Source organism: Burkholderia sp. MS389 (assembly GCF_016899425.1).
Lineage (GTDB): Bacteria > Pseudomonadota > Gammaproteobacteria > Burkholderiales > Burkholderiaceae > Burkholderia > Burkholderia sola.
The window spans coordinates 1,859,616-1,882,329 of sequence record NZ_CP045995.1 but is presented as its reverse complement, the minus strand read 5'-3'; the positions used below and the strand labels follow the sequence as shown (position 1 = coordinate 1,882,329).

Genomic DNA, 22,714 nt, shown 5'->3' with positions numbered 1-22,714 from the left:
TGTGTCTCCGGAGTGAGATAATCCGTCCCGTTCCGGAGACATCCGGCCGACGATATACGGAGACGACGACACGATGATGAACGACTGGGCCCGCCTGCCCGTCAACTACGGCGACGTGCTGCGGCGCGCCGCCGAGTCGCTGTTCCGGACCTTCGAGGATTCGAGTGCGGGCACGGTGGTCGTCGATCGCGACGCGCGTGTCGTGTGGATGAACGAGCGTTACGCGGCGCGCTTCGGTTTCGCCGATCCGCAGCAGGCCGTCGGCCTCGACTGCGAGGCCGTGATCCCGAACAGCCTGATGCGCGAGGTCGTATCGACCGGCCAGCCGATCCTGCTCGACATCATGGAGACGGGCCGCGAGCCGCTCGTCGTCACGCGCCTGCCGTTGAAGAACGAGGCCGGCGAGACGGTCGGCGCGATCGGCTTCGCGCTGTTCGATCAGTTGAAGACGCTCACGCCGATTTTTTCCCGCTATGCGCAGCTTCAGCAGCAACTGATCGCGACGCAGCGCTCGCTCGCGCAGGCGCGCCGCGCGAAATACACGTTCGCAAGCTTCGTCGGCACGAGTGCCGCGAGCCTCGAGACCAAGCGCCAGGCGCGCCGCGCGGCGCAGGTCGATTCGCCGGTGCTGCTGCTTGGCGAGACGGGCACCGGCAAGGAACTGCTCGCCCACGCGATTCACGCGGCGTCGGCACGTGCGCTCCAGCCGCTCGTGACCGTCAACGTCGCCGCGATCCCCGACACGCTGCTCGAAACCGAATTCTTCGGCGCGGCGCCCGGCGCGTACACCGGCGCCGATCGCAAGGGCCGCGTCGGCAAGTTCGAGCTGGCCGATCGCGGCACGCTGTTTCTCGACGAGATCGGCGACATGCCGCTGCCGTTGCAGGGCAAGCTGCTGCGCGTGCTGCAGGACAAGGAGTTCGAGCCGGTCGGCTCGAACCGGATCGTGCGCGCGGACGTGCGCATCATCGCCGCCACGTCGGCCGACCTGCCGGCGCTGGTGGCGGCCGGACGTTTTCGCGCGGATCTCTATTACCGGCTGAACGTGCTGACGATCCATGCGCCGCCGCTGCGCGAACGCGCATCCGACATCGCGGCGCTCGTCTACGCGACGCTCGAGGAACTGGCCGCGCAGCACGGGCGCGCCGCCCACTGCGAGCTGACCGACGATGCGCTGCGGATGCTGTGCGCGTATCCGTGGCCCGGCAACGTGCGCGAGTTGCGCAATACGCTCGAGCGCGCGCTGATGCTGTCCGACCGTTCGGTGATCGATGCGCGCGCGCTCGCGCCGTTTCTCGGGCCGGTGCGCATCTCGGCGGACGGCGCGGCGCCGGCGCAGCGGGTTGCCGCGGTGCCGGCCGAGCCGCGTGCGGGCGATGCGTCGACGGCCTCCGGGGCGCCGGCCGCTTCGTATGCCGATGCACTGGCGGCGTGGGAGCGCCAGTTCCTGAGCGATGCGCTGGCGGCTTGTGACGGCAAGGTCATTGAAGCGGCTGCGCGCATCGGCATCGGCCGCGCGACGCTGTACAAGAAACTGGCCGCGCTCGGTATTGGCCGTTAGGCCGTTCGGCGACGCCGATGCGGCCCGATGTAACGCATCGAACAGGAGGTCACGATGAAGCGGATCGGCTTCGCAGGGTGGTTGACCCTGTTGCTGGCGAGTGCCGCGCTCGCGCAGTCGGGCGATGCCGACGCGCCCGACGCGCGGCGCAACTGGTACAACGATCCGTTCGTCGCGCTGTCGCAGGACGTCGCCGAATGCCCGTTGCCGCTCGGCCCGTGGATGACGCGCGCCGAGATGACGGACGATGCGCACTACCGCGCCGAGCGCGGCACGACCTGCTGGCTCGCCCATCGCTGCACGAAGCCGAACTCGTATATGTATGACGCGTCGATCGCCGATGCGGCGAAGGCGCACTTCGCCGGCTCCGATCGCCTGCGCGGCACGAGCCTGTGGATCACCGTGCAGCGACGTTTCATCTACGTCGAAGGATGCGCGGATACGACGCTCGATCGCCACGCGCTGCAACGCGAATTCGAGGCGCTTCCGGACGTCGAGCAGGTTTTCGTTCGCATCACCGACGATCCGCGCAAGCGCTTGCCGTACAAGGCGCGCGGCCAACCCGACCGCGCGCCGGACTGACGGCCGAAGGGCAGCCCATGGCATACTCGCGACATTCAAAAAAAGGTTGACGGGAAGAATAATGAAACACATGCTTGCGTCGGTCTGTCGGTGGCCTCGGGCGGCCGTGATGTTGGCTCTGGTTGCAGGGCTCGGCGGGTGCGGCGGCGGTGCTCCGCTGTTCACGTCGGATGGGCGCCCGACCACTCAGGTGCAATGCACCGGCAGCGACTGGAGCAATTGCACGGACAATGCCCGGGCCATGTGCAACGGGGATTTCGACGTGATCCAGCAATCCACGGATGACGCCGTGCGAAACCTTCTCTTCGCATGCAAGAAGAAAAGCGGTTATTGATCCCGAAATGACCGGCTGAGGAGACACGATCGGGCAAAGCGCTTTTCCGTTTGCTTTGAGTCACTTGTTTTTCACGAATAACACTCATGGAGTCCCATCCATATGGCGACCTACAGGCAACTGAGCGCGCAGCTCGAACGGCTTCAGCAAAAGATCGACAAGGAACGTGAAAAGGCGATTGCCGACGCGATTGCGCATATCCGCGCGAAAATCGACGAATACGACATTACGCCCGAAGAGCTCGGTTTTCGCCCGGCAGGATCGGCCGCCGCCAATGCCGCCGCGAAGCCCAAGCGCACCTTGCCGCCGAAGTACCTGAACCCGAAGACGGGCGAAACGTGGAGTGGCCGCGGGCGGGCGCCGGCATGGCTCGGCAAGAACCGCGGACGTTTCCTGATCAAGGCCTGACTCCCGGAAATCCTCACCTTTCGTGTGCCGACTGACGGTGCGAACGGCCATGCGGCCTTCGCACCGTTTTGTTTTCGCGCAATCGTCACGCGATTTTCCCCGACGAATTGAAGTGCAATGCCGCGCAATTAACAGATCCCGTTTTGCGAATTCGCCGCGATCCGGCTGCATGTTGCCGGTAATTCCCGTAAACAACCGCGTAATGGCGCAATGTATGCGCATTGGTATGTGCGATTTTCGCGGTGCATGCATCACGCGGATTTTCATCACCTTTCGCATGCGGATGCGGTGTGTCGTGCGATTCCCGAAGATACTCACCATGGCTCCTGTAAATCCTCACCTTTGAGAAAACGGCTGCAGCGTCGTGCCGCGTGGCGTGCCTCGTGCATGCGGCGCTACGATGCCGGGCCGTATGTGTTGCAGGTCCATGGTGCGGGCGTTGACACCCGTCGAATAGTCGGCCGTTCGGCATATAGGCAGTCGCAAGCGGTTCGCCTATGCTTGGGGTTCGCGTCGATCGGCGCACGGCCTGCCCGGCCGCATGCCGATCGTGTCGTCTTTCGTCACCGCAGGGAGCCGATGTGACCGTTCGCCATCTCGATGCGTTGTTCCAGCCCAAGTCCGTTGCGGTCGTCGGCGCGTCGTCACGCGCCGGCAGTATCGGCGCGATGGTGTGGTCGCGTGTGCTCGACGGCGCGTTCCAGGGGCCTGTGTGGCCGGTCAATCCGAAATATCGCGAGCTCGACGGGCATGCGGTCGTCTCCGATGTCGACCGGCTGCCCACGCCGCCGTCGGTTGCCGTGATCTGCACGCCGCCCGCGACCTGGGCCGGCATCGTGCGCAAGCTCGGCGAACTCGGCACGCGCGTCGCGGTGATCGTCGGCGACGCGCGCACCGATGCCGATCGCGTCGCGGTCGATCGCACGCTGAAGGCGGCGAAGCCGTTCGTGCTCCGTATCGTCGGGCCCGGCAGCCTCGGCGTGTTGTCGCCTGCGCGGCATGCGCATTTCGGCGCGCCTGCCTATACGGCGCGATCGGGCGGCGTCGCGTGGGTGTCGCAATCGAACGCGCTGACGAACGCGGTGCTCGGCTGGGCCGATGCGCGCGGCCTCGGCTTTTCGCACGTCGTCGCGCTCGGTAGTGAAGCCGATGTCGATGCGGGCGACGTCCTCGACTATCTGGCAAGCGATCCCGGCACGCGCGCGATCCTGCTCGAACTCGATACCGTGCGCGCGGCGCGCAAGTTCATGTCGGCGGCGCGGGCGGCCGCACGCAACAAGCCGGTACTCGCGTTGCGCACCGGCCGTGCCGATCCCGGCGACGCGCTGTACACGGCGGCATTCCAGCGCGCGGGCATGGTGCGCGTCGATGCGCTCGACGATCTGCTCGACGAAATCGAGACGCTCGGCGTCGGCCGCGTCACCGCGCGGGGCGCGGCGACGCTCGTGACGAGCGATGCGGGCGTGGCGAAACTGGCGGTCGATGCGGTGGCCGACGTGCGCGACGTGCTGACCGACTGGTCGCCCGCGGCAACGTCGGCCGTCGCGGCCGCGCTGCCGCATCTCGCGGCGCCCGGCAATCCGCTCGCGCTGGGCGACGATGCGCGCCCCGAGCACTTTGCCGCGGCGATCAAGGCGCTCGCCCCGTTTCCGCAGACGGGCACGCTGTTCGTCGTTCATTCCACTTCGCACAGCGCGCCGGCCGAGTCGGTCGCGCGCACGCTGATCGATTCGCGGCAGTACGCGCATCGCGGCATCCTCGCGTGTTTCTTCGGCGCGGTCGACGCGGCGACGCGCGATGCGCTGCACGCGAACGGCATTCCGGTGCACACGACGCCGCAGCGGCTCGCACGCGCGTATGCGCGTCTCGTCGACTACAACCTCGGGCGCCAGTTGCTGATGCAGACGCCGGAGGGCACGCCGCTGCAGCCGGCCGAGTGCGTGGCGTCCGCCCAGGCCGATGCGCGCCGGCTGGTCGAAGCCGGTCAGCATGAACTGGCCGGCGAGGGCGCGCTGCATTGGCTGTCCCGTTTCGGTCTGCAGGGCGAGCAGCCCGACGAACCGGCCGGCAAGAAGGTCGTCGATATCGCGGTCGACATGTACGACGATTCGAACTTCGGTCCGGTGTTTCGCTATGCCGTGCCACCGGCCGATGGCGTATCGGCACCGTTTGTCGTCTACGGCCTGCCGCCGCTGAACACGGTGCTCGCCCGCGCGGTGATGGAGCGCTCGCCGTATGCGCGCAGCACGCGTGTCGAGCCGACGCTCGACGCGCTGACGGCCCTGTCGCAGGTCGTCTGCGACGTGCGCGAAGTCGTCGCGATGTCGGTCACGCTGCGCGTGCTGTCCGACCGCGCCTGGGTGATCGCGCCGCGCATCACGCTTGCCTCGGGGCGCAGCCGGCTCGCGATCATGCCGTATCCGCGACACCTCGAGCAGACGCTCGAGTGGCGTGGCGAGACGGTGACGATCCGTCCGATCCGTCCGGAGGACGAGGCCGCCCACAACGAACTGCTCGGTGCGATGACGCCGGAAGATCTGCGGATGCGTTTCTTCGGCGCGGTGCGCAGCTTCGATCATTCGCAGGTGGCGCGCATGACGCAGATCGACTACGACCGCGAAATGGCGTTCATCGTGTCGTTCACCGATGTGTCCGGGCGCGACCACACGCTCGCGGTGGTGCGTGCGGTCGCCGATCCGGACAACGAGACGGCGGAGTTCGCGATCGCGGTGCGACCCGATCAAAAGGGCAAGGGGCTCGGCCGGTTGTTGATGACTCGCATCATCGATTACGCACGCTCGCGCGGCACCGCGTGGATGGTCGGCGAGGCGCTGCGCGAGAATTCGGCGATGATCTCGCTCGCGAAAGCGTGCGGGTTTGCGGTGTCGACGACCGAGGAGCCCGGCGTCGTGGGTTTCAGGATGAAGTTACAGCCGTAGGCGTCGGTCCGTGGTTCGACGCCGAGGGCAGCGCATGGCGCCGATGCTGAAATGTGCCGCCATGCTGCGAATTCAATCAGGAATGCAAATAACTCCAAATCAATCTCTGCGGTGAAACGTCTGCCAACATGTCGGATCTGTCGATCGCGGCGATATCGCGCCGCACGCAGGGTGTCCGGAGACGCATGCAGTGGGCTGCGATGGCCACCTTCCGCAGCCGTTTCGAGCGATGTGCATGTACATGTTCGTGGCCGTATTCCGGCCTCGCCAATTCAAGGCCATCAGCAAGGTGAGACTTTTCGGGAGCAGCGAGTGAGCTTTTCCGGGACAGCGTGGTGAGCCGATACGGGAGCGTTCGGTGAGCCTTCCCGGGAACGGCCGGTGAGCACCTGCGGGAGAGGCCGGTGAGCCTTTTCGGGATATGTCGGTGAGCCCTTGCGGGAGCGATCGGTGAGGGCGTTCGGGAGACGTCAGCGAGCGTCTCAGGGGGCCTTGGGTGAGACTTTTCGGGAGGCCGCGGTGAGTGCTTGCGGGATGCCGAGGTGAGCTTTTACGGGAGCATGCGAACGCACGGCTCCCGTGGGCGTGGCGCCGGCCCATGCCGGCGCGACACGCGGGTGCGGGCACGCAGGAACCGTGCCCGCGGTCACGTTCACGCAGCGAGTTTCGACGCCGCGTCGTTCACCTGGTCGCGCGAAATCGCGAGTTCCTCGAGGTGCGGATCGGCGTAGACCGCGCCGGTTTCGCGCTCGAGGCGGGCGATCGTCAGCGCACAGCGCGCGGTGTCTTTCGGCATCGCGATGAAGCGCTTGACCGACTCGCCGGCCGTGAACGCGTCGAACAGTGCGCCGCGCACGTCGTCCGGAAGCGTCTTGGTCCACTGGTACGGCTTGCCGTTGAACGTGATCGACGGCGGCAGCGTGCGTTCCTTCTTGGTCGCCGTGATGAGCCCGTAGGTGCGCGCCGCGTCGCCGATCTGCTCGGGCGAGAAGAGTTCGTCAGGCGTGATGCCGAACTGCTCGATGTAGTTCTCGATCGCCTGCATCGCGGCGGCACGATCGTCGCGCTTCTTCTGCGCGCGCGCGACGATATCGCGCAGCTCGTCCGCTTCCTCGGGCGTGATCGTGAAGCTTGCCTGCTTCTGCTGAAGTTCGGAGAAACGCTGGAATTCTTGATCGTTCAGAAGTTTGGCCATGACATCCATCGGACACGACGGCCGCGACAACCGGCCGCCGTAGTTTTTGAGAGGGCCGCTATTCTAGCGTAGCGCCGCGGGCGCCCGATGCGGCATCGCGCATCGGGCGTCGCACGGGCATCGTGGATGCGGGACCGGGACCGGGACCGGGACCGGGACCGGGACCGGCGCCGCTGCGCCGCGGCCTGTGCGCGTTGCCTGGAACCCGCGCGTGTCAGCAGGTCTCCGTGCGGCACATCGACAGACGGGCGGCCGTGCCGCGCAGTGCGTCGACGACCACGTCGACGGACGGCGCGAGGTGCGCATCGATCCGGCGCATGTACGGGCACGTCAGCACCGCGATCGCATGGCCGGCCGGCCCGAGGATCGGCACGGTCAGGTCGGTCACGCCGTACGCCTGGCGGCTGTCCTGGCGCAGATAGCCGGACTGCCGGATCGACTGGCACGCGTTCGCGAGTTCCTGCTCGTTCAGCGGCGCTTCGCCCTTCACCTTGCGATGCTCGGCCAGCATGTGCGCGCGTTGCTCGGCGCTCTGGAACGCCAGCATCATGCGCCCCGACGCCGTGTCGGCGAGGCCGACGCGCGAGCCGAGCCGGACCGACACGCCCCACGGGCCGGGCCCGTCCACTTGCGCGATCACGAGCAGGTTGCCGCGATCGTAGACGGACAGGTGGCACGACTGCTCGGCGGCATCGGCGAAGCGCTGCATCGGCGGCAGCGCCTCGGCGATCAGCCGGTTCATCGGCGGATGCCGGTGCGCAAGCGCGAACAGCTTGAGGCTGAGCGTGTAGCGATCGCCGCCGGTCGAACGCATCACGTAGCGGCGCGCGACGAGGCGTTCGAGCATCCGGTAGATTTCGCTCGCATTGCGGCCGAGTTCCTTCGTGATTTCGGTGCGGGTGAGTCCTTCCTTCTGCTCGGACAGGAGTTCGAGAATGTCGAGGCCCTTGTCGAGCGCGGGTGCGCGATAGCGATCAAGAGCGGCCATCGATTCCCGTGCGTCGCAGCCGGGAAGCGGGTCGTTGGTTGTCTGCATTGTCGATGTGAAGTTGGGGGATTACCGTCGATCGGTGGGCGACGCACGCTGGCCGGTTCTGCTCCGCGTATGGCAATGAAAGCCGTCCGTACGAGCTTAGCAATAAACATACAGTGTGCAATGCAGCGTCTTTTTACCGATCATTACCCGACAAGAACGGATGGGCAAACGTTTTCGATGACAGGGGCACCCCGAATAGCCAGTATTCATGCCTCGATGGCAGGCGCGCCTGCGCATGACGGCCGGTCGATCGACGTGGGCGCGGCGCGTGTTGCGAAGCAGCTTCGGCAGTCGCACCAATAGTCGGTATCCGTCGCGTGTCATTTCACGGCGCGCGACCGGTGGTACAAAGGCTTGCGGGCCAGCGACGGCGCGGCCGCGCGTGCAGCCGGCCGGCATGGGCCGGCACGCGTCGCGGATGCCGGGCCGTCGTCGCCGATGCGCAGACCGGCGGCCGCCCGTTCGATGCGTGCCGTACTGCAGTACGGCGCCACGATCGCTGCGCCCGCGCGACGCTCGCGCGTCGACGGCATGCCGCACGCGGCGCCGACGCGTGCAATTGACGATCGACGATCGACGACCAGTCCGGCGCGTGGCTGCGAAAGGCCGCGTCGGCCGGTATCCTGTCCCATTCGACAACAGAGGTTAAGCACGATGAAACTGCTTCGCTACGGCCCGTCCGGCCAGGAAAAGCCCGGCATCCTCGACGCAGCCGGCCGCATTCGCGACCTGTCCGCGCAGGTGCCGGATCTTGCCGGCGATGTGCTGTCCGACGCGGGTCTCGCGCGGCTGCGCGCGATCGATCCGGCCACGCTGCCGCTCGTGTCCGGCGAGCCGCGCATCGGTGCATGCGTCGGCCAGGTCGGCAAATTCATCGGCATCGGCCTGAACTATGCCGATCACGCGGCCGAAGCCGGCATGCCGGTGCCGAAGGAGCCGGTCGTGTTCGGCAAGTGGACGAGTTCGATCTGCGGCCCGAACGACGGCATCGACATCCCGAAGGGTTCGGTCAAGACCGACTGGGAAGTGGAACTGGGTGTCGTGATCGGCGCGAAGTGCAAGGACGTCGACGAAGCGCGCGCGCTCGATTACGTCGCGGGCTACTGCGTCGTCAACGACGTATCCGAGCGCGAATGGCAGATCGAGCGCGGCGGCCAGTGGGACAAGGGCAAGGGCTTCGACACGTTCGGCCCGATCGGCCCGTGGCTCGTCACGCGCGACGAAGTGCCCGATCCGCAGCGTCTCGACCTGTGGCTCGACGTCGACGGCCATCGTTATCAGAACGGCAATACGCGCACGATGGTGTTCACCGTCGCGCAGCTGATCGCGTATCTGTCGACCTGCATGACGCTGCAGCCGGGCGACGTGATCACGACCGGTACGCCGCCGGGCGTCGGGATGGGGAGCAAGCCATCGCCGATATACCTGAAGGCCGGCCAAACGGTGCGCCTCGGGATCGAAGGACTCGGCGAGCAGTTGCAGAGCACACGCCACGCACAATAAGCGCGTGCGCGGCGCGGACCGGCCGGAGGATGCAGCTACCCGCGCGCAGCGAACGGCGACGTAGCCAAAAACCAGGGGCCCGATTCCGCGCGAGGCGGAATCGGGCCCTTGTCGCTCGTGCGTGTCCGGACGAAGCGGATCACACGACGTTGTCGAGTTCGCAGTGCGCTTCGAGCCGATAGCCGTCGGGGTCGACGACGAACGCCGCGTAATAGCCGGGGCCGTAGTGCTCGCGCTTGCCGGGCCCGCCGTTGTCCTTGCCGCCGTGCTCGAGCGCGGCGCGGTAGAACGCGTCGACCTCGACCGGCGACGCGGCCTTGAACGACAGGTGCAGCCCGGAATCGGGATCGGCGACGACAGGCCGGGCCGCGTGCTGCAACCACAGCTCGGGCTCGGTCGTGCCGTAGCCGAGCGCGCCGTCGTCGCTATACAGGCGCTTGTAGCCGAGTGCGCCGAGCGCGCTGTCGTAGAAGGTGCGGCTGCGATCGATGTGGGCAACGCCGAACGAAAGGTGGTCGATCATCTGTGACTCCTTGAACTGAGGGGGACGTCAGTGCGGCAAACCTGCTTACAGGCACCATGCCAGCCGCTTGTAGCGCAGCGCGCCGAGCGTGCTGTCGTCGTACCTGCGGCCAGTGGAGGTGTGGATAACGCTGAACGAAAAGCGATCGATCATCTGTGTCTCCTTGGATTGAACCGGCATCGGTGCGGCCAACCAGTTTTTAACCACCATGCCGGTTATGTTAGAAATCGCTCGGACGCTTGTCAACCGGCATGGTGGTTAGATACGATCGCGTCATGAGCAAAACGCAACCTTCCGTCACAACGGACTGCCTGATCCCGGTGCCACCCGAAACGTTGAGCCTCGATTTCGCGAACACGCTGTATTGGCGTGGCAGCGACCCACCGACGGAAACCTTCGGCACGATGGACGACCTGTTCGCGTGGTGCCGCGAGCAGGCGGGCGTACCGGCCAAGCTGACCGACGCATGTCGCGTGCCCGACAACGAGAAAGGGAAAAAGAACGGCGACGAGCCGGCGATGCTGGCGCGCGCACTCGCGTTGCGCGAGGCGCTATACCGGCTCTTTCACGCGCAGGCGGAGCAGCGCGAGCCGCAGGCCGAGGATCTCGCGCTGCTCGGCGGCTTCCTGGTGGAAGCATCGCCGCGCGTTGCGCTGGTGCGCGTCGACGGCCGCTATGCGTGGAGGATCGACGCGTCGGGCGCGACGCTCGCGCGCCTATTGAGCCCGGTGCTCTGGTCGGCGATCGACCTGCTCGGCGGCGCGCGGCTCGCGAAGGTCAAGCGCTGTGCGAACGACGCATGCCAGTGGCTGTTCATCGACGACAGCAAGAACGGCAGCCGACGCTGGTGCTCGATGTCGTCGTGCGGCAATCGCGCGAAGGCGTATCGCCACTATCACAAGGCCGAATGACGGCGCGGACGGAACCTATTTCGCCGACAACTTCCGCCACAGCGTCGTCTTGCTGATGCCGAGCATCGCGCACGCGCGATCGCGGTCGCCGCCGCACGCGTCGAGCACCGCGCGGATCTCGTCGGCTTCCGCGCGACGGCGCCGCGCGTGGAGCGTCCGTGCCTCGTCGCCGCCGGCGCCGGCCGCATCGGGCGGCGCGGCGAACAGCTCGGGCGCGATCACTCGCAGCGCGCCAGGGGCGAGCGCCGCGCACGCGGCGGCCGGATCGTTTTCGTCGACTTCCTCGGCCAGCTCCACCGCGATCCGCTCGACCACGTTCTGCAGTTCGCGCACGTTGCCGGGCCAGCGGTAGCGCGCGAGCGTCGCTTGCGTCGCGGCGAGCACGCGCAGCGCGTCGTCGGCGTCGCGCATGCGGTCGGCGAGACGCGGCTCGCGCCGCGCGGCCTGCACGAGCAGCGTCGCCGCGAGCGCGGGGATGTCGGCCGCGCGCTCGCGCAGCGGCGGCAGGCCGATGTTCAGGATGTTGAGCCGGTAATAGAGATCCGCGCGGAACGTACCGGCCTCGACGGCCGCGAGCAGCGGCCGGTGCGTCGCGGCGATCACGCGCACGTCGATGCGGATCGGCTCGGTCGAGCCGAGGCGGATCACCTCGCGCTCCTGCAGCACACGCAGCAGCCGGCTTTGCAGCGACGGCGGCATCTCGCCGATTTCGTCGAGAAACAGCGTGCCGCGGTGCGCGGCCTCGAACAGGCCGGTCTTGCCGCCGCGCCGCGCGCCGGTGAACGCGCCTTCTTCATAACCGAACAGCTCGCTCTCGAGCAGCGCTTCCGGAAACGCGCCGCAGTTGACCGCGACGAACGGATAGCTGCGCCGCGCGGACAGCGCATGCAGGCTCTGCGCGATCATCTCCTTGCCGGTGCCGCTTTCGCCGAGCACGAGCACGGTCGCGTCGGATTTCGCGTAGCGGCGCACGAGGTCGCGCACGCGCGTCATCGGCGCCGACGCGCCGACCACGTCGTCGAGCGCGTAGCGCGCGGCGAACTGCTGCGTGGTGGGCTGCGAGCGCAGCGCGCGATCGAGCCGTTCTACCGCGCGCGATTCCTGGAACGTCAGCACGCTGCCCGACGTGACGCCGCGATCGACCAGCGGCCCGCGATGCACGACGTAGCGCACGCCGCGCACGGTCGCGAGCGCGTCGCCGTCCTCGCCGCGCAGCGTGCGCAACTCGGGCCGCAGGTCGACGAGCGCGCGACCGACGGCCGCCGCGGGTTCGACCCCGAACGCCGATGCGAGCCGTTCGTTGATCGCTTCGACGCGGCCGTGTGCGTCGAGCGCGACCACGCCGTCGCGCAGGTGCTGCAGCAGCGTGTCGAGCCGCTGGCGGCGGAATGCCTCGGCGTGCGTCGCATACGCGACTTCGAGCGCCGTCTCGACGGCCCTGCGCACCGACGCATGCGAATACAGGAATACCGCGCCCATGCCGACGCTGGCGGCGAGATCGGTGACGAGGCCCGGGCCGACGATCGTCTCGATGCCGCGATCGCGCAGGTCGTGCACGCAGGCCTCCGCTTCCTGGGCGGACTGATATGACGCAAACTGCACGTCGAGGCCGTACGCGGCGACGAAGCGGCGCACTTCGGGCGGCGTCTCGCCGGCGCTGACGAGCGCGATCCGCGTCGCATCGCGCCGCGCGCGCGCGAGCGCCTGCATCACGTCGAAGCCGGTCGGCGACACGACCACCACCGGCACCTGCGCGCGCGTTTTCAGGAAGCCGCCGTTCGAGCCGGCCGCGACGATCACGTCGGGCCGCGCGGCGCCGGCCTCGGCGATCGCGCTCAGCGCATCTTCATAGGCGCGCGTGACGATGCGCACGTCCGCGCGTTCGTCGAATTCGCCGGCGATCTCGCGAAACAGCTCGCGCAGCCGGCTGATACCCATCGCCCAGATGCGCGGGCGCACCGTGCGGTCGGCGGGGCCGACGGGCTTGGTCGAGGAGAGGTCCATGACGGCCGATTATGCGCGCGCGATTTCATTTTTGAAACATGAAATCGCTAAATTGAAATCGCCGGGCGGTACCACACCCACGGCGGTCGCTTAAGAATCAGTGAGTTAGCGACGTTCCGCAAGCTGGCCCGGTCCTTGCTGTTATCGGGCATTCCATCAGGAGGCCGTTCATGAGCAATACGCATCTTCAGAGCGCCGGCGCGAAGTTCCGCGCGGCAGTCGCGGCCGAGCAGCCGCTGCAGGTGGTCGGCGCGATCACCGCGTACGCGGCCAAGATGGCGCAGGCCGTCGGCTTCAAGGCCGTGTACCTGTCGGGTGGCGGCGTCGCCGCGAACTCGCTCGGCATTCCCGACCTCGGCATCAGCACGATGGAGGACGTGCTGATCGACGCGACCCGGATCACCAACGCGACCGACCTGCCGCTGCTGGTCGACATCGACACGGGCTGGGGCGGCGCGTTCAACATCGCGCGCACGGTCCGCTCGTTCATCAACGCCGGCGTCGCGGCCGTGCACCTCGAGGACCAGGTCGGCCAGAAGCGCTGCGGCCACCGTCCGGGCAAGGAAGTCGTGCCGATCGACGAAATGGTCGATCGCGTGAAGGCCGCGGTCGACGCGCGCACCGACGACCAGTTCGTGATCATGGCGCGCACCGACGCGGCCGCCGCGGAAGGGATCGATTCGGCGATCGAGCGCGCGGTCGCGTACGTCGAAGCCGGCGCGGACATGATCTTCCCGGAAGCGATGAAGACGCTCGACGACTACCGCCGCTTCAAGGCCGCCGTGAAGGTGCCGATCCTCGCGAACCTGACCGAATTCGGCTCGACGCCGCTGTTCACGGTCGACGAGCTGCGCGAGGCGAACGTCGATATCGCGCTGTACTGCTGCGGCGCGTATCGCGCGATGAACAAGGCCGCGCTGAACTTCTACGAGACGCTGCGCCGCGACGGCACGCAGAAGGCGGCCGTGCCGACGATGCAGACGCGCGCCGAGCTGTACGACTTCCTCGGCTATCACGAATACGAGCGCAAGCTCGACGAACTGTTCGCGCAGGGCAAGAAGTAACGCGGCCCGCACCCCCCGATACCCATTGGAGAAGGAAAACATGAGCGAGACGAAAGACGCAGCAGCACCGGCCGCCGCAGGCGCATTCAAGCCGAAGAAGTCGGTGGCGCTGTCAGGCGTGACGGCCGGCAACACGGCGCTGTGCACGGTCGGCAAGACCGGCAACGACCTCCACTATCGCGGCTACGACATTCTCGACGTCGCCGAATCGTGCGAATTCGAGGAAATCGCGCATCTGCTCGTGCACGGCACGCTGCCGAACCTGACCGAACTGGCCGCGTACAAGACCAAGCTGCGCGCGCTGCGCGGCTTGCCGAGCGCGCTGAAGGCCGCGCTCGAACAGATTCCGGCGTCGGCTCACCCGATGGACGTGATGCGTACCGGCGTGTCGGTGCTCGGCACCGTGCTGCCGGAGAAGGACGACCACAACCTGCCGGGCGCGCGCGACATCGCCGACCGCCTGATGGCGTCGCTCGGTTCGATGCTGCTGTACTGGTATCACTTCTCGCACAACGGCAAGCGCATCGAGACGGAAACCGACGACGACTCGATCGGCGGCCACTTCCTGCACCTGTTGCACGGCAAGACGCCGTCGAAGTCGTGGGTCGAGGCGATGCACACGTCGCTGATCCTGTACGCGGAGCACGAATTCAACGCGTCGACGTTCACCGGTCGCGTGATCGCGGGCACGGGCTCGGACATCTACTCGGCGATCACCGGCGCGATCGGCGCGCTGCGCGGGCCGAAGCACGGCGGCGCGAACGAAGTCGCGTACGAGATCCAGAGCCGCTACAGCTCGCCGGACGACGCCGAAGCCGACATCCGCCGCCGCGTCGAGAACAAGGAAGTCGTGATCGGCTTCGGCCATCCGGTCTACACGATCTCCGATCCGCGCAACAAGGTGATCAAGGGCGTCGCGCACAAGCTGTCGAAGGAAGCGGGCGACACCAAGCTGTACAGCATCGCCGAGCGCCTGGAATCGGTGATGTGGGACGCGAAGAAGATGTTCCCGAACCTCGACTGGTTCAGCGCGGTGTCGTATCACATGATGGGCGTACCGACCGCGATGTTCACGCCGCTGTTCGTGATCTCGCGCACGTCGGGCTGGAGCGCGCACATCATCGAGCAGCGCATCGACAACAAGATCATCCGCCCGAGCGCGAACTACACCGGTCCGGAAGACCTGCAGTTCGTGCCGATCGAGAAGCGCTGATCGTCCGCCGCATGCGCCGGCGCCCGTGATGCGGGCGGCCGGCGCACGCGGCACGTCTTACCCCGAATTCCGCCCCACATCATGAATACCGCCAACCGCAAACCCCTGCCCGGCACGTCGCTGGACTATTTCGACGCGCGTGCCGCGGTCGACGCGATCGCGCCCGGCGCGTATGACACGCTGCCGTACACGTCGCGCGTGCTCGCCGAAAACCTCGTGCGCCGCTGCGATCCGGCGATCCTCGCCGATTCGCTGAAGCAGATCATCGAGCGCAAGCGCGAACGCGATTTCCCGTGGTTCCCGGCGCGCGTGGTGTGCCACGACATCCTCGGACAGACGGCGCTTGTCGATCTCGCGGGCCTGCGCGACGCGATCGCGGACGGCGGCGGCGACCCGGCGAAGGTGAACCCGGTCGTGCCCGTCCAACTGATCGTCGACCACTCGCTCGCCGTCGAATGCGGCGGCTTCGATCCGGACGCATTCGCGAAGAACCGCGCGATCGAGGATCGCCGCAACGAGGATCGCTTCCACTTCATCGAGTGGACGAAGAAGGCGTTCGAGAACGTCGACGTGATCCCGCCGGGCAACGGCATCATGCACCAGATCAACCTCGAGAAGATGTCGCCGGTGATCCAGGTGCAGGATGGCGTAGCGTTCCCGGACACCTGCGTCGGCACCGACAGCCACACGCCGCACGTCGATGCGCTCGGCGTGATCGCGATCGGCGTCGGCGGGCTCGAAGCCGAGAACGTGATGCTCGGCCGCGCGTCGTGGATGCGCCTGCCCGACATCGTCGGCGTCGAGTTGACCGGCAAGCGCCAGCCCGGCATCACCGCGACCGACGTGGTGCTCGCATTGACCGAGTTCCTGCGCAAGGAGAAGGTGGTCGGCGCGTACCTGGAGTTCCGGGGCGTTGGCGCGGCGAGCCTCACGCTCGGCGATCGCGCGACGATCTCGAACATGGCGCCCGAATACGGCGCGACGGCCGCGATGTTCTTCATCGACGGCCAGACGACCGACTATCTGCGCCTCACCGGCCGCAGCGACGAGCAGGTGAAGCTGGTCGAGACCTACGCGAAGGCGGCGGGCCTGTGGGCCGATACGCTCGCCAATGCGCAATACGAGCGCACGCTGACGTTCGACCTGTCGAGCGTCGTGCGCAACATGGCCGGCCCGTCGAACCCGCACAAGCGGCTGCCGACGTCCGATCTCGCCGCGCGCGGGATTGCCGGTCAGTGGGAAGAGAAGCCGGGCGAGATGCCCGACGGCGCGGTGATCATCGCCGCGATCACGAGCTGCACGAACACCAGCAACCCGCGCAACGTGATTGCCGCGGCCTTGCTCGCCCGCAACGCGAACGCGAAGGGCCTGACGCGCAAGCCATGGGTCAAGAGTTCGCTCGCGCCGGGCTCGAAGGCGGTCGAGCTGTATCTGGAAGAAGCGAGCCTGCTGCCGGAACTCGAGAAGCTCGGCTTCGGCATCGTCGCGTTCGCATGCACGACCTGCAACGGGATGTCGGGCGCGCTCGATCCGAAGATCCAGCGGGAGATCGTCGAGCGTGACCTGTACGCGACCGCCGTGCTGTCCGGCAACCGCAACTTCGACGGCCGCATTCACCCGTATGCGAAGCAGGCGTTCCTCGCGTCGCCGCCGCTCGTGGTCGCCTACGCGATCGCCGGCACGATCCGCTTCGACATCGAGAAGGACGTGCTGGGTCACGATCAGGACGGCAAGCCCGTCACGCTGAAGGACATCTGGCCGACCGACGAGGAGATCGATGCGATCGTCGCGTCGAGCGTGAAGCCCGAGCAGTTCCGCAAGGTCTACGAGCCGATGTTCGCGCGCAGCGCCGACGCAGGCGAGCGCGCGGCGCCGCTGTACGACTGGCGTGCGCAGAGCACGTATATCCGCCGCCCGCCGTACTGGGAAGGCGCGCTGGCCGGCGAGCGCACGTTGAAGGGCATGCGTCCGCTCGCGGTGCTCGGCGACAACATCACGACCGACCACCTGTCGCCGTCGAACGCGATCCTGCCGGATAGCGCGGCCGGCGAATACCTCGCGAAGATGGGCCTGCCGGAAGAAGACTTCAACTCGTACGCGACGCACCGCGGCGACCACCTGACCGCGCAGCGTGCGACCTTCGCGAACCCGACGCTCGTCAACGAGATGGCGGTCGTCGATGGCGCGGTGAAGAAAGGTTCGCTCGCGCGCGTCGAGCCGGAAGGCGAGGTCATGCGGATGTGGGAAGCGATCGAGACGTACATGAATCGCAAGCAGCCGCTGATCGTCGTGGCCGGCGCCGACTACGGCCAGGGCTCGTCGCGCGACTGGGCCGCGAAGGGCGTGCGGCTCGCGGGCGTCGAGGCGATCGCCGCCGAAGGTTTCGAGCGGATTCACCGCACGAACCTGATCGGGATGGGCGTGCTGCCGCTCGAGTTCAAGCCGGGCACCAACCGGACGACGCTCGGCATCGACGGCACCGAGACCTTCGACGTGGTCGGCGAGCGCACGCCCCGCGCCGACCTGACGCTCGTGATTCACCGCAGGAACGGCGAACGCGTGGAAGTGCCGATGACGTGCCGGCTCGATACGGCCGAGGAAGTGTCGATCTACGAAGCGGGTGGCGTGCTGCAGCGTTTCGCGCAGGACTTCCTCGAATCGTCGCAGGCCGCCTGACCGGCGCACATTGGGAACACAGACATGGCTCACATTCCTCAAATCAGGATTCCCGCGACCTACATGCGCGGCGGCACCAGCAAGGGCGTGTTCTTCCGGCTGCAGGACCTGCCGGATGCCGCGCAGACGCCGGGCGCCGCGCGCGACGCGCTGCTGCTGCGCGTGATCGGCAGCCCCGATCCGTACGGCAAGCAGATCGACGGGATGGGCGGCGCGACGTCGTCCACCAGCAAGACGGTGATCGTGTCGAAGAGCACGCGGCCCGGTCATGACGTCGACTACCTGTTCGGCCAGGTCGCGATCGACAAGGCGTTCGTCGACTGGACGGGCAACTGCGGCAACCTGTCGGCGGCGGTTGGCCCGTTCGCGATTGGCGGCGGGCTCGTCGATCCGGCGCGCGTGCCGCGCGACGGCGTCGCGACCGTGCGGATCTGGCAGGCGAACATCGGCAAGACGATCGTCGCGCACGTGCCGATCGTGAACGGCGCGGTGCAGGAGACGGGCGACTTCGAACTGGACGGCGTCACGTTCCCGGCCGCCGAAGTGCAGCTCGAATTCATGGACCCGGCCGCCGAGGAAGAAGGCGCGGGCGGCTCGATGTTCCCGACCGGCAACCTCGTCGACGATCTGGCCGTGCCGGGCATCGGCACGCTGAAGGCGACGATGATCAACGCGGGGATCCCGACGATCTTCGTCGACGCGGAAGCGATCGGCTATACGGGCACGGAATTGCAGGACGCGATCAACGGCGACCCGAAGGCGCTCGAGAAATTCGAGACGATCCGCGCGCACGGCGCGCTGCGGATGGGCCTGATCGACACGCTCGACGAAATCGCGACGCGGCAGCACACGCCGAAGATCGCGTTCGTCGCGAAGCCGGCCGACTACGTCGCGTCGAGCGGCAAGCGCGTGAACGCGGGCGACGTCGACCTGCTGGTGCGCGCGATGTCGATGGGCAAGCTGCACCACGCGATGATGGGCACGGCGGCGGTCGCGATCGGCACGGCCGCGGCGATCCCGGGCACGCTCGTCAATCTCGCGGCGGGCGGCGGCGAACGCAATGCGGTGCGCTTCGGGCATCCGTCGGGCACGCTGCGCGTCGGCGCGCAAGCGCGGCGCGAAAACGGCGAATGGGCCGTCACGAAGGCGATCATGAGCCGCAGCGCGCGCGTGCTGATGGAAGGCTGGGTGCGGGTGCCGGGCGACGCGTTCTGAGCGTCGTCGTCGGGATCGACGCGGATGCGGGCGGCTTCGGCCGCCCGCGTCGTTTTCGTCAGCCGTGCAGGAAGCGGCGCAGCGCGTCGTGGCTCAGGCGGCGCGCCGTTTCCGAGACCCGCGCGCCGGGTACGAGGTCGAATCCGTGTACGCCGCCGGGCAGCACGTGCAGCTCGGTCGGCACGCCCGCGCGCAGCAGGCGCTGCGCGTAGTCGAGATTTTCGTCGAGGAACAGGTCGAGCGAGCCGACCGACAGGAACGTGGGCGGCAGGCCGTCGAGTCGCGTGGCGCGCGCGGCGGCCGCGTACGGCGACACGCCGTCGATGCCCGGCGCGTGACCGAGCAACGCGGTCCAGCCGAACCGGTTGTTGGCCGCATGCCAGATAAATTCGCCGGCATGCGGATGCGGCGTGCGCGTGCAGGTGCGATCGTCGAGCATCGGATAGATCAGGTGCTGGAACGCGAGCGGGAATTCGCCGCGGTCGCGGGCCAGCAGCGCCAGCGCGGCGGCGAGCCCGCCGCCCGCGCTTTCGCCCGCCGCGCCGATCCGCGCGGCGTCGATGCCGAGCGTGTCGGCGTGACGGAACACCCAGCCGAGCGCCGCGTAGCAGTCCTCGATCGCACCGGGAAACACGGTTTCCGGCGCGAGACGGTAGTCGACCGAGATCAGCGCGCAGCCGAGCTGCGTCACGAGCGACCGGTGCACCGCTTCGAGCTCCTTCGCCGCGCCGCGCACGTAGCCGCCGCCGTGCAGGTGGACGATCGCCGGCAGCGGGCGCGCATGGCCGTCGGGCAAATAGACGAGGACCGGGACGTCCGGCGCGCCGGCAGGACCGGGTACCGTGCGGCGTTCGAGCGTGCTGCCGGCCGGGTCGGGCGGCGGCAGCGGCAGCACGCGCTGCCGCGACTGTGCGAGGTTGTCGGCGCTGAGCGTGACGGTCGGCCAGGTCTCGAGCAGCGGGCGGATTTCGGGATCGACGAGAGGCAGGGTGTTCAACGCAGGGCTCCATCGTGGAAGTGGGCGGTGCGCCGCGGTCAGAGCACGCTGCGCGCGACGACCCAACGGTGCACCTCGGTCGGGCCTTCGAAGATGCGCATCAGCCGCGCTTCGCTGGCCATCTGTTGCAACGGCATTTCCTTCGTCATGCCCATCGCGCCGAGCGTCTGCATCGCATGATCGATGACGGTCGACGCCATTTCGGTCGCGAACACCTTGACCATCGAGATCTGCGTGCGTGCATCCTGCCCGGCATCCACGCGCGCGGCCGCTTCGTAGGTCATCAGGCGGCACGCATGGATCTGCGTGAGCGCGTCGGCGACCCACCACTGGACCGCCTGGCGCTCCGCGAGCGGCACGCCGAAGGTCGTGCGCTGTTTCGCATGGTCGCACAGCAGCGCGACCGCGCGCTCGGCGCGGCCGATGCACCATGCGGCCATCTCCAGCCGCCGGTTCGCGAGCCGGGCCTGCATCGGCGCGAAGCCGGCGCCTTCCCGGCCCAGCAATTGCGCGGCGGGAATGCGGCAGTCTTCCAGCACGATTTCGTAGGTCGACAGGCCGCCGATCATCGGGATCCGGCGCTCGATGACGAAGCCCGGCGTGTCGCGCTCGACGATGAACGCCGACATGCCGCCGCGCTTGCCCTTGCTGCGATCGGTCAGCGCCATCACGATCGTCCAGTCGGCTTCGGCCGCGTGGCTGATCCAGATCTTCCGGCCGTTCAGCACCCAGGTGTCGCCATCGCGCACGGCCATCGTCGACAGCGCACCCGGATCGGAGCCGGCGCCCGGCTCGGAGATCGCCATTGCCGCGCGCGTGGCGCCGCGTGCGTACGGGTCGAGATAGCGCGCACGTTGCGCCGCGTCGGCCGCATCGCACAGCATCCGCAGGTTCGGCGAGTCGGGCGGCAGGATGTACGGGGTCACGGTCGTGCCGATCGCTTCGTTCACGCCGACCATCGCGACGGCCGGCAGGTCCGAGCCGCCCACGTCGAGCGGCGCGTCGAGTCCCCACAGGCCGAGTTGCCGCGAGCGCTCGTCGAGGTGCGCGCGCTCGTCGGCGAGCAGCCCGAAACGCTGGCCGTCGGCCTCGCGCGCCATCACCGCCGCTTCGAGCGGAATCAGTTCGTCCTTCACGAAACGTGCGACGAGGTCCCGGATCATCCGGTGTTCGAGTTCGAGGTCGAAATTCATGAGGGTGGGTCCGTACAGGGGGGAAGAAGGCGTGCCGTCAGCCGACGTTCGCGCGCGCCGCCGCGCGGGCGCGCAGCGTGCCGAGCAACGCGAACGCGCCGGCCGCCAGCAGCGCGGCATTGAAATAGAGGCCGCCGCGCATCGACCCGGTGGCCGTGTTGAGCACGCCCATCAGGAACGGGCTCGCGAATCCGCCGATCGCGCCGGTCATCGTGATCGCCGCGATCGCGACCGCCATCGAGCGCTTCGGCAGCGCGAGCCCCGGCAGCACCCAGAACGCGGGCAGCGCCGCGGCGTGCGTGGCGACCGCGATGCACAGCGCGATCATCAGGTGCGACGTGCCGGCGCTGCTCGCGAGGCCGGCGAGGGCCGCCGCGCACGCGAGCATCGCGACGGCGCCGTGCTTGCGCCATTCGCGCCGGCGCTCGGTGCGCCAGCCCATCGCGAGCATGCCGACGATGCCGCACAGGTACGGCAGCGCGGACAGCAGCCCGATCTGCATCGCGCCATGCAGGCCGCCGCGATGCAGGATCACGGGCATCCAGAACACGAGCGCGTAGCCGGCGGCCGCGATTGCGAAATTGGCCGCGCACAGCAGCCAGAAATCGCGATGTGCGAGTAGCGGTCGCGCTGCGTTCGCGGCCGGCGTACCGGCTTCGGCCTGCGCGTGCGCGGCGCGCAGCGCGGCCTTGTCGGCGTCAGACAGCCAGCGTGCGTCGTCCGGCCGGTCGTCGAGAAAGCGCAGCGCGACGAGGCCGAGCGCGCTGCTCGGCAGCCCTTCGACGACGAACAGCCATTGCCAGCCGCTCAGGCCGGCCACGCCGTCGAAGTACGACAGGATCGCGCCCGACACGGGGCCGGCGATCAGCCCCGCGAGGTACAGCGCGGTCATGAACAGCGCGAACGCCTTGGCGCGCTGCCGCGGCGGATACCACGCGCCGAGATAGAACAGGATGCCGGGGAAGAAGCCGGCCTCGAACACGCCCAGCAGAAAGCGGCACGCGTAGAACTGCGCGGGCGTCGCGACGAACATCGTCGCGGCCGAGCCGAGGCCCCACAGCACCATGATCCGGGCGATCGTCCGGCGCGCGCCGATCCGCGCGAGCCACGCGTTGCTCGGAATCTCGAACGCCATGTAGCCGATGAAGAAAATGCCCGCGCCGAGCCCGTAGACGGCGTCGGAGAAGTGCAGTTCGGCGGCCATCTGTGCGTGCGCGAAGCCGATGTTGATCCGGTCGATGAACGACAGCGTGTAGCAGAGGATCAGGAACGGCAGCAGCCGGCGCGAGATTCGGCGGTAGAGTGCCTGTGTCGCGCCATCGTCGACGGCGGCCGGGTGGATCGAAAGGGTCGGGGTCAT

General features: G+C 68.0%; 18 protein-coding genes. 11 read left to right on the top strand and 7 right to left on the bottom strand.

Annotation, left to right across the window (positions count from 1 at the left end):
* The first annotated feature begins 73 nt into the window (after positions 1-73).
* The 5 genes from GJG85_RS24755 to GJG85_RS24735 all read left to right on the top strand — a co-directional run bounded on the left by GJG85_RS24755 (position 74) and on the right by GJG85_RS24735 (position 5,824).
* On the top strand, positions 74-1,561 hold the full coding sequence (locus GJG85_RS24755; protein WP_050013359.1) for a sigma-54-dependent Fis family transcriptional regulator: 1,488 nt from the start codon (positions 74-76) through the stop codon (positions 1,559-1,561).
* Between the two features lie 54 nt (positions 1,562-1,615).
* On the top strand, positions 1,616-2,143 hold the full coding sequence (locus tag GJG85_RS24750) for a BON domain-containing protein (RefSeq protein ID WP_050013358.1): 528 nt from the start codon (positions 1,616-1,618) through the stop codon (positions 2,141-2,143).
* Positions 2,144-2,204: 61 nt separating this feature from the next.
* Complete coding sequence (locus GJG85_RS24745) at positions 2,205-2,477, top strand: hypothetical protein (protein WP_012493616.1); 273 nt, start codon at positions 2,205-2,207, stop codon at positions 2,475-2,477.
* A gap of 102 nt (positions 2,478-2,579) precedes the next feature.
* Positions 2,580-2,885 (top strand): H-NS histone family protein, encoded by a 306-nt coding sequence (locus GJG85_RS24740; protein ID WP_050013357.1) that lies wholly within the window; start codon positions 2,580-2,582, stop codon positions 2,883-2,885.
* 581 nt (positions 2,886-3,466) lie between these two features.
* Positions 3,467-5,824, top strand: coding sequence for a GNAT family N-acetyltransferase (locus GJG85_RS24735; RefSeq protein ID WP_050013356.1), 2,358 nt, complete (start codon positions 3,467-3,469; stop codon positions 5,822-5,824).
* A 652-nt stretch (positions 5,825-6,476) separates the two neighbouring features.
* Here the strand turns inward: GJG85_RS24735 and GJG85_RS24730 are convergent.
* Together GJG85_RS24730 and GJG85_RS24725 are read right to left on the bottom strand one after the other, a co-directional pair.
* Complete coding sequence (locus tag GJG85_RS24730) at positions 6,477-7,028, bottom strand: hypothetical protein (RefSeq protein ID WP_050013355.1); 552 nt, start codon at positions 7,026-7,028, stop codon at positions 6,477-6,479.
* Between the two features lie 205 nt (positions 7,029-7,233).
* Positions 7,234-8,055, bottom strand: a complete 822-nt coding sequence (locus GJG85_RS24725; RefSeq protein ID WP_050013354.1) for an IclR family transcriptional regulator — start codon at positions 8,053-8,055, stop codon at positions 7,234-7,236.
* Positions 8,056-8,709: 654 nt separating this feature from the next.
* Here GJG85_RS24725 and GJG85_RS24720 point away from each other — a divergent pair.
* Positions 8,710-9,558, top strand: a complete 849-nt coding sequence (locus GJG85_RS24720) for an ureidoglycolate lyase (RefSeq protein ID WP_089489882.1) — start codon at positions 8,710-8,712, stop codon at positions 9,556-9,558.
* A gap of 139 nt (positions 9,559-9,697) precedes the next feature.
* On the opposite strand, the gene GJG85_RS24715 is transcribed toward GJG85_RS24720, so the two are convergent.
* Positions 9,698-10,081: a VOC family protein gene (locus GJG85_RS24715; RefSeq protein ID WP_050013351.1), complete on the bottom strand. Its 384-nt coding sequence runs from the start codon at positions 10,079-10,081 to the stop codon at positions 9,698-9,700.
* A gap of 251 nt (positions 10,082-10,332) precedes the next feature.
* Between GJG85_RS24715 and GJG85_RS24710 the strand changes: the two genes are divergently transcribed.
* On the top strand, positions 10,333-10,992 hold the full coding sequence (locus tag GJG85_RS24710; protein WP_089489881.1) for an ABATE domain-containing protein: 660 nt from the start codon (positions 10,333-10,335) through the stop codon (positions 10,990-10,992).
* A 15-nt stretch (positions 10,993-11,007) separates the two neighbouring features.
* Here GJG85_RS24710 and prpR read toward each other — a convergent pair whose 3' ends face one another.
* Positions 11,008-12,996, bottom strand: coding sequence for a propionate catabolism operon regulatory protein PrpR (gene prpR, locus GJG85_RS24705; RefSeq protein ID WP_089489880.1), 1,989 nt, complete (start codon positions 12,994-12,996; stop codon positions 11,008-11,010).
* A gap of 170 nt (positions 12,997-13,166) precedes the next feature.
* Here prpR and prpB point away from each other — a divergent pair, with 170 nt between their 5' ends.
* The 4 genes from prpB (at position 13,167) to prpF (ending at position 19,164) form a co-directional block, all read left to right on the top strand.
* Positions 13,167-14,060, top strand: coding sequence for a methylisocitrate lyase (prpB, locus tag GJG85_RS24700; RefSeq protein ID WP_006480320.1), 894 nt, complete (start codon positions 13,167-13,169; stop codon positions 14,058-14,060).
* A gap of 40 nt (positions 14,061-14,100) precedes the next feature.
* Positions 14,101-15,273, top strand: a complete 1,173-nt coding sequence (gene prpC / locus GJG85_RS24695; protein WP_006480321.1) for a 2-methylcitrate synthase — start codon at positions 14,101-14,103, stop codon at positions 15,271-15,273.
* Positions 15,274-15,354: 81 nt separating this feature from the next.
* Positions 15,355-17,949 carry a Fe/S-dependent 2-methylisocitrate dehydratase AcnD gene (acnD, locus tag GJG85_RS24690; RefSeq protein WP_050013348.1) on the top strand — a complete coding sequence of 865 codons (2,595 nt, stop codon included), beginning with the start codon at positions 15,355-15,357 and terminating at the stop codon, positions 17,947-17,949.
* Positions 17,950-17,973: 24 nt separating this feature from the next.
* On the top strand, positions 17,974-19,164 hold the full coding sequence (gene prpF, locus GJG85_RS24685; protein WP_050013347.1) for a 2-methylaconitate cis-trans isomerase PrpF: 1,191 nt from the start codon (positions 17,974-17,976) through the stop codon (positions 19,162-19,164).
* A 58-nt stretch (positions 19,165-19,222) separates the two neighbouring features.
* Here prpF and GJG85_RS24680 read toward each other — a convergent pair whose 3' ends face one another.
* From GJG85_RS24680 to GJG85_RS24670, 3 genes are read right to left on the bottom strand one after another with little or no spacing between them, the layout of a single operon-like run.
* Positions 19,223-20,161, bottom strand: coding sequence for an alpha/beta hydrolase (locus GJG85_RS24680; RefSeq protein ID WP_050013346.1), 939 nt, complete (start codon positions 20,159-20,161; stop codon positions 19,223-19,225).
* 38 nt (positions 20,162-20,199) lie between these two features.
* A complete protein-coding gene (locus GJG85_RS24675; RefSeq protein WP_050013345.1) occupies positions 20,200-21,354 on the bottom strand; it encodes an acyl-CoA dehydrogenase in 1,155 nt (384 codons plus the stop codon).
* Positions 21,355-21,391: 37 nt separating this feature from the next.
* Positions 21,392-22,714, bottom strand: coding sequence for an MFS transporter (locus GJG85_RS24670; RefSeq protein ID WP_050013344.1), 1,323 nt, complete (start codon positions 22,712-22,714; stop codon positions 21,392-21,394).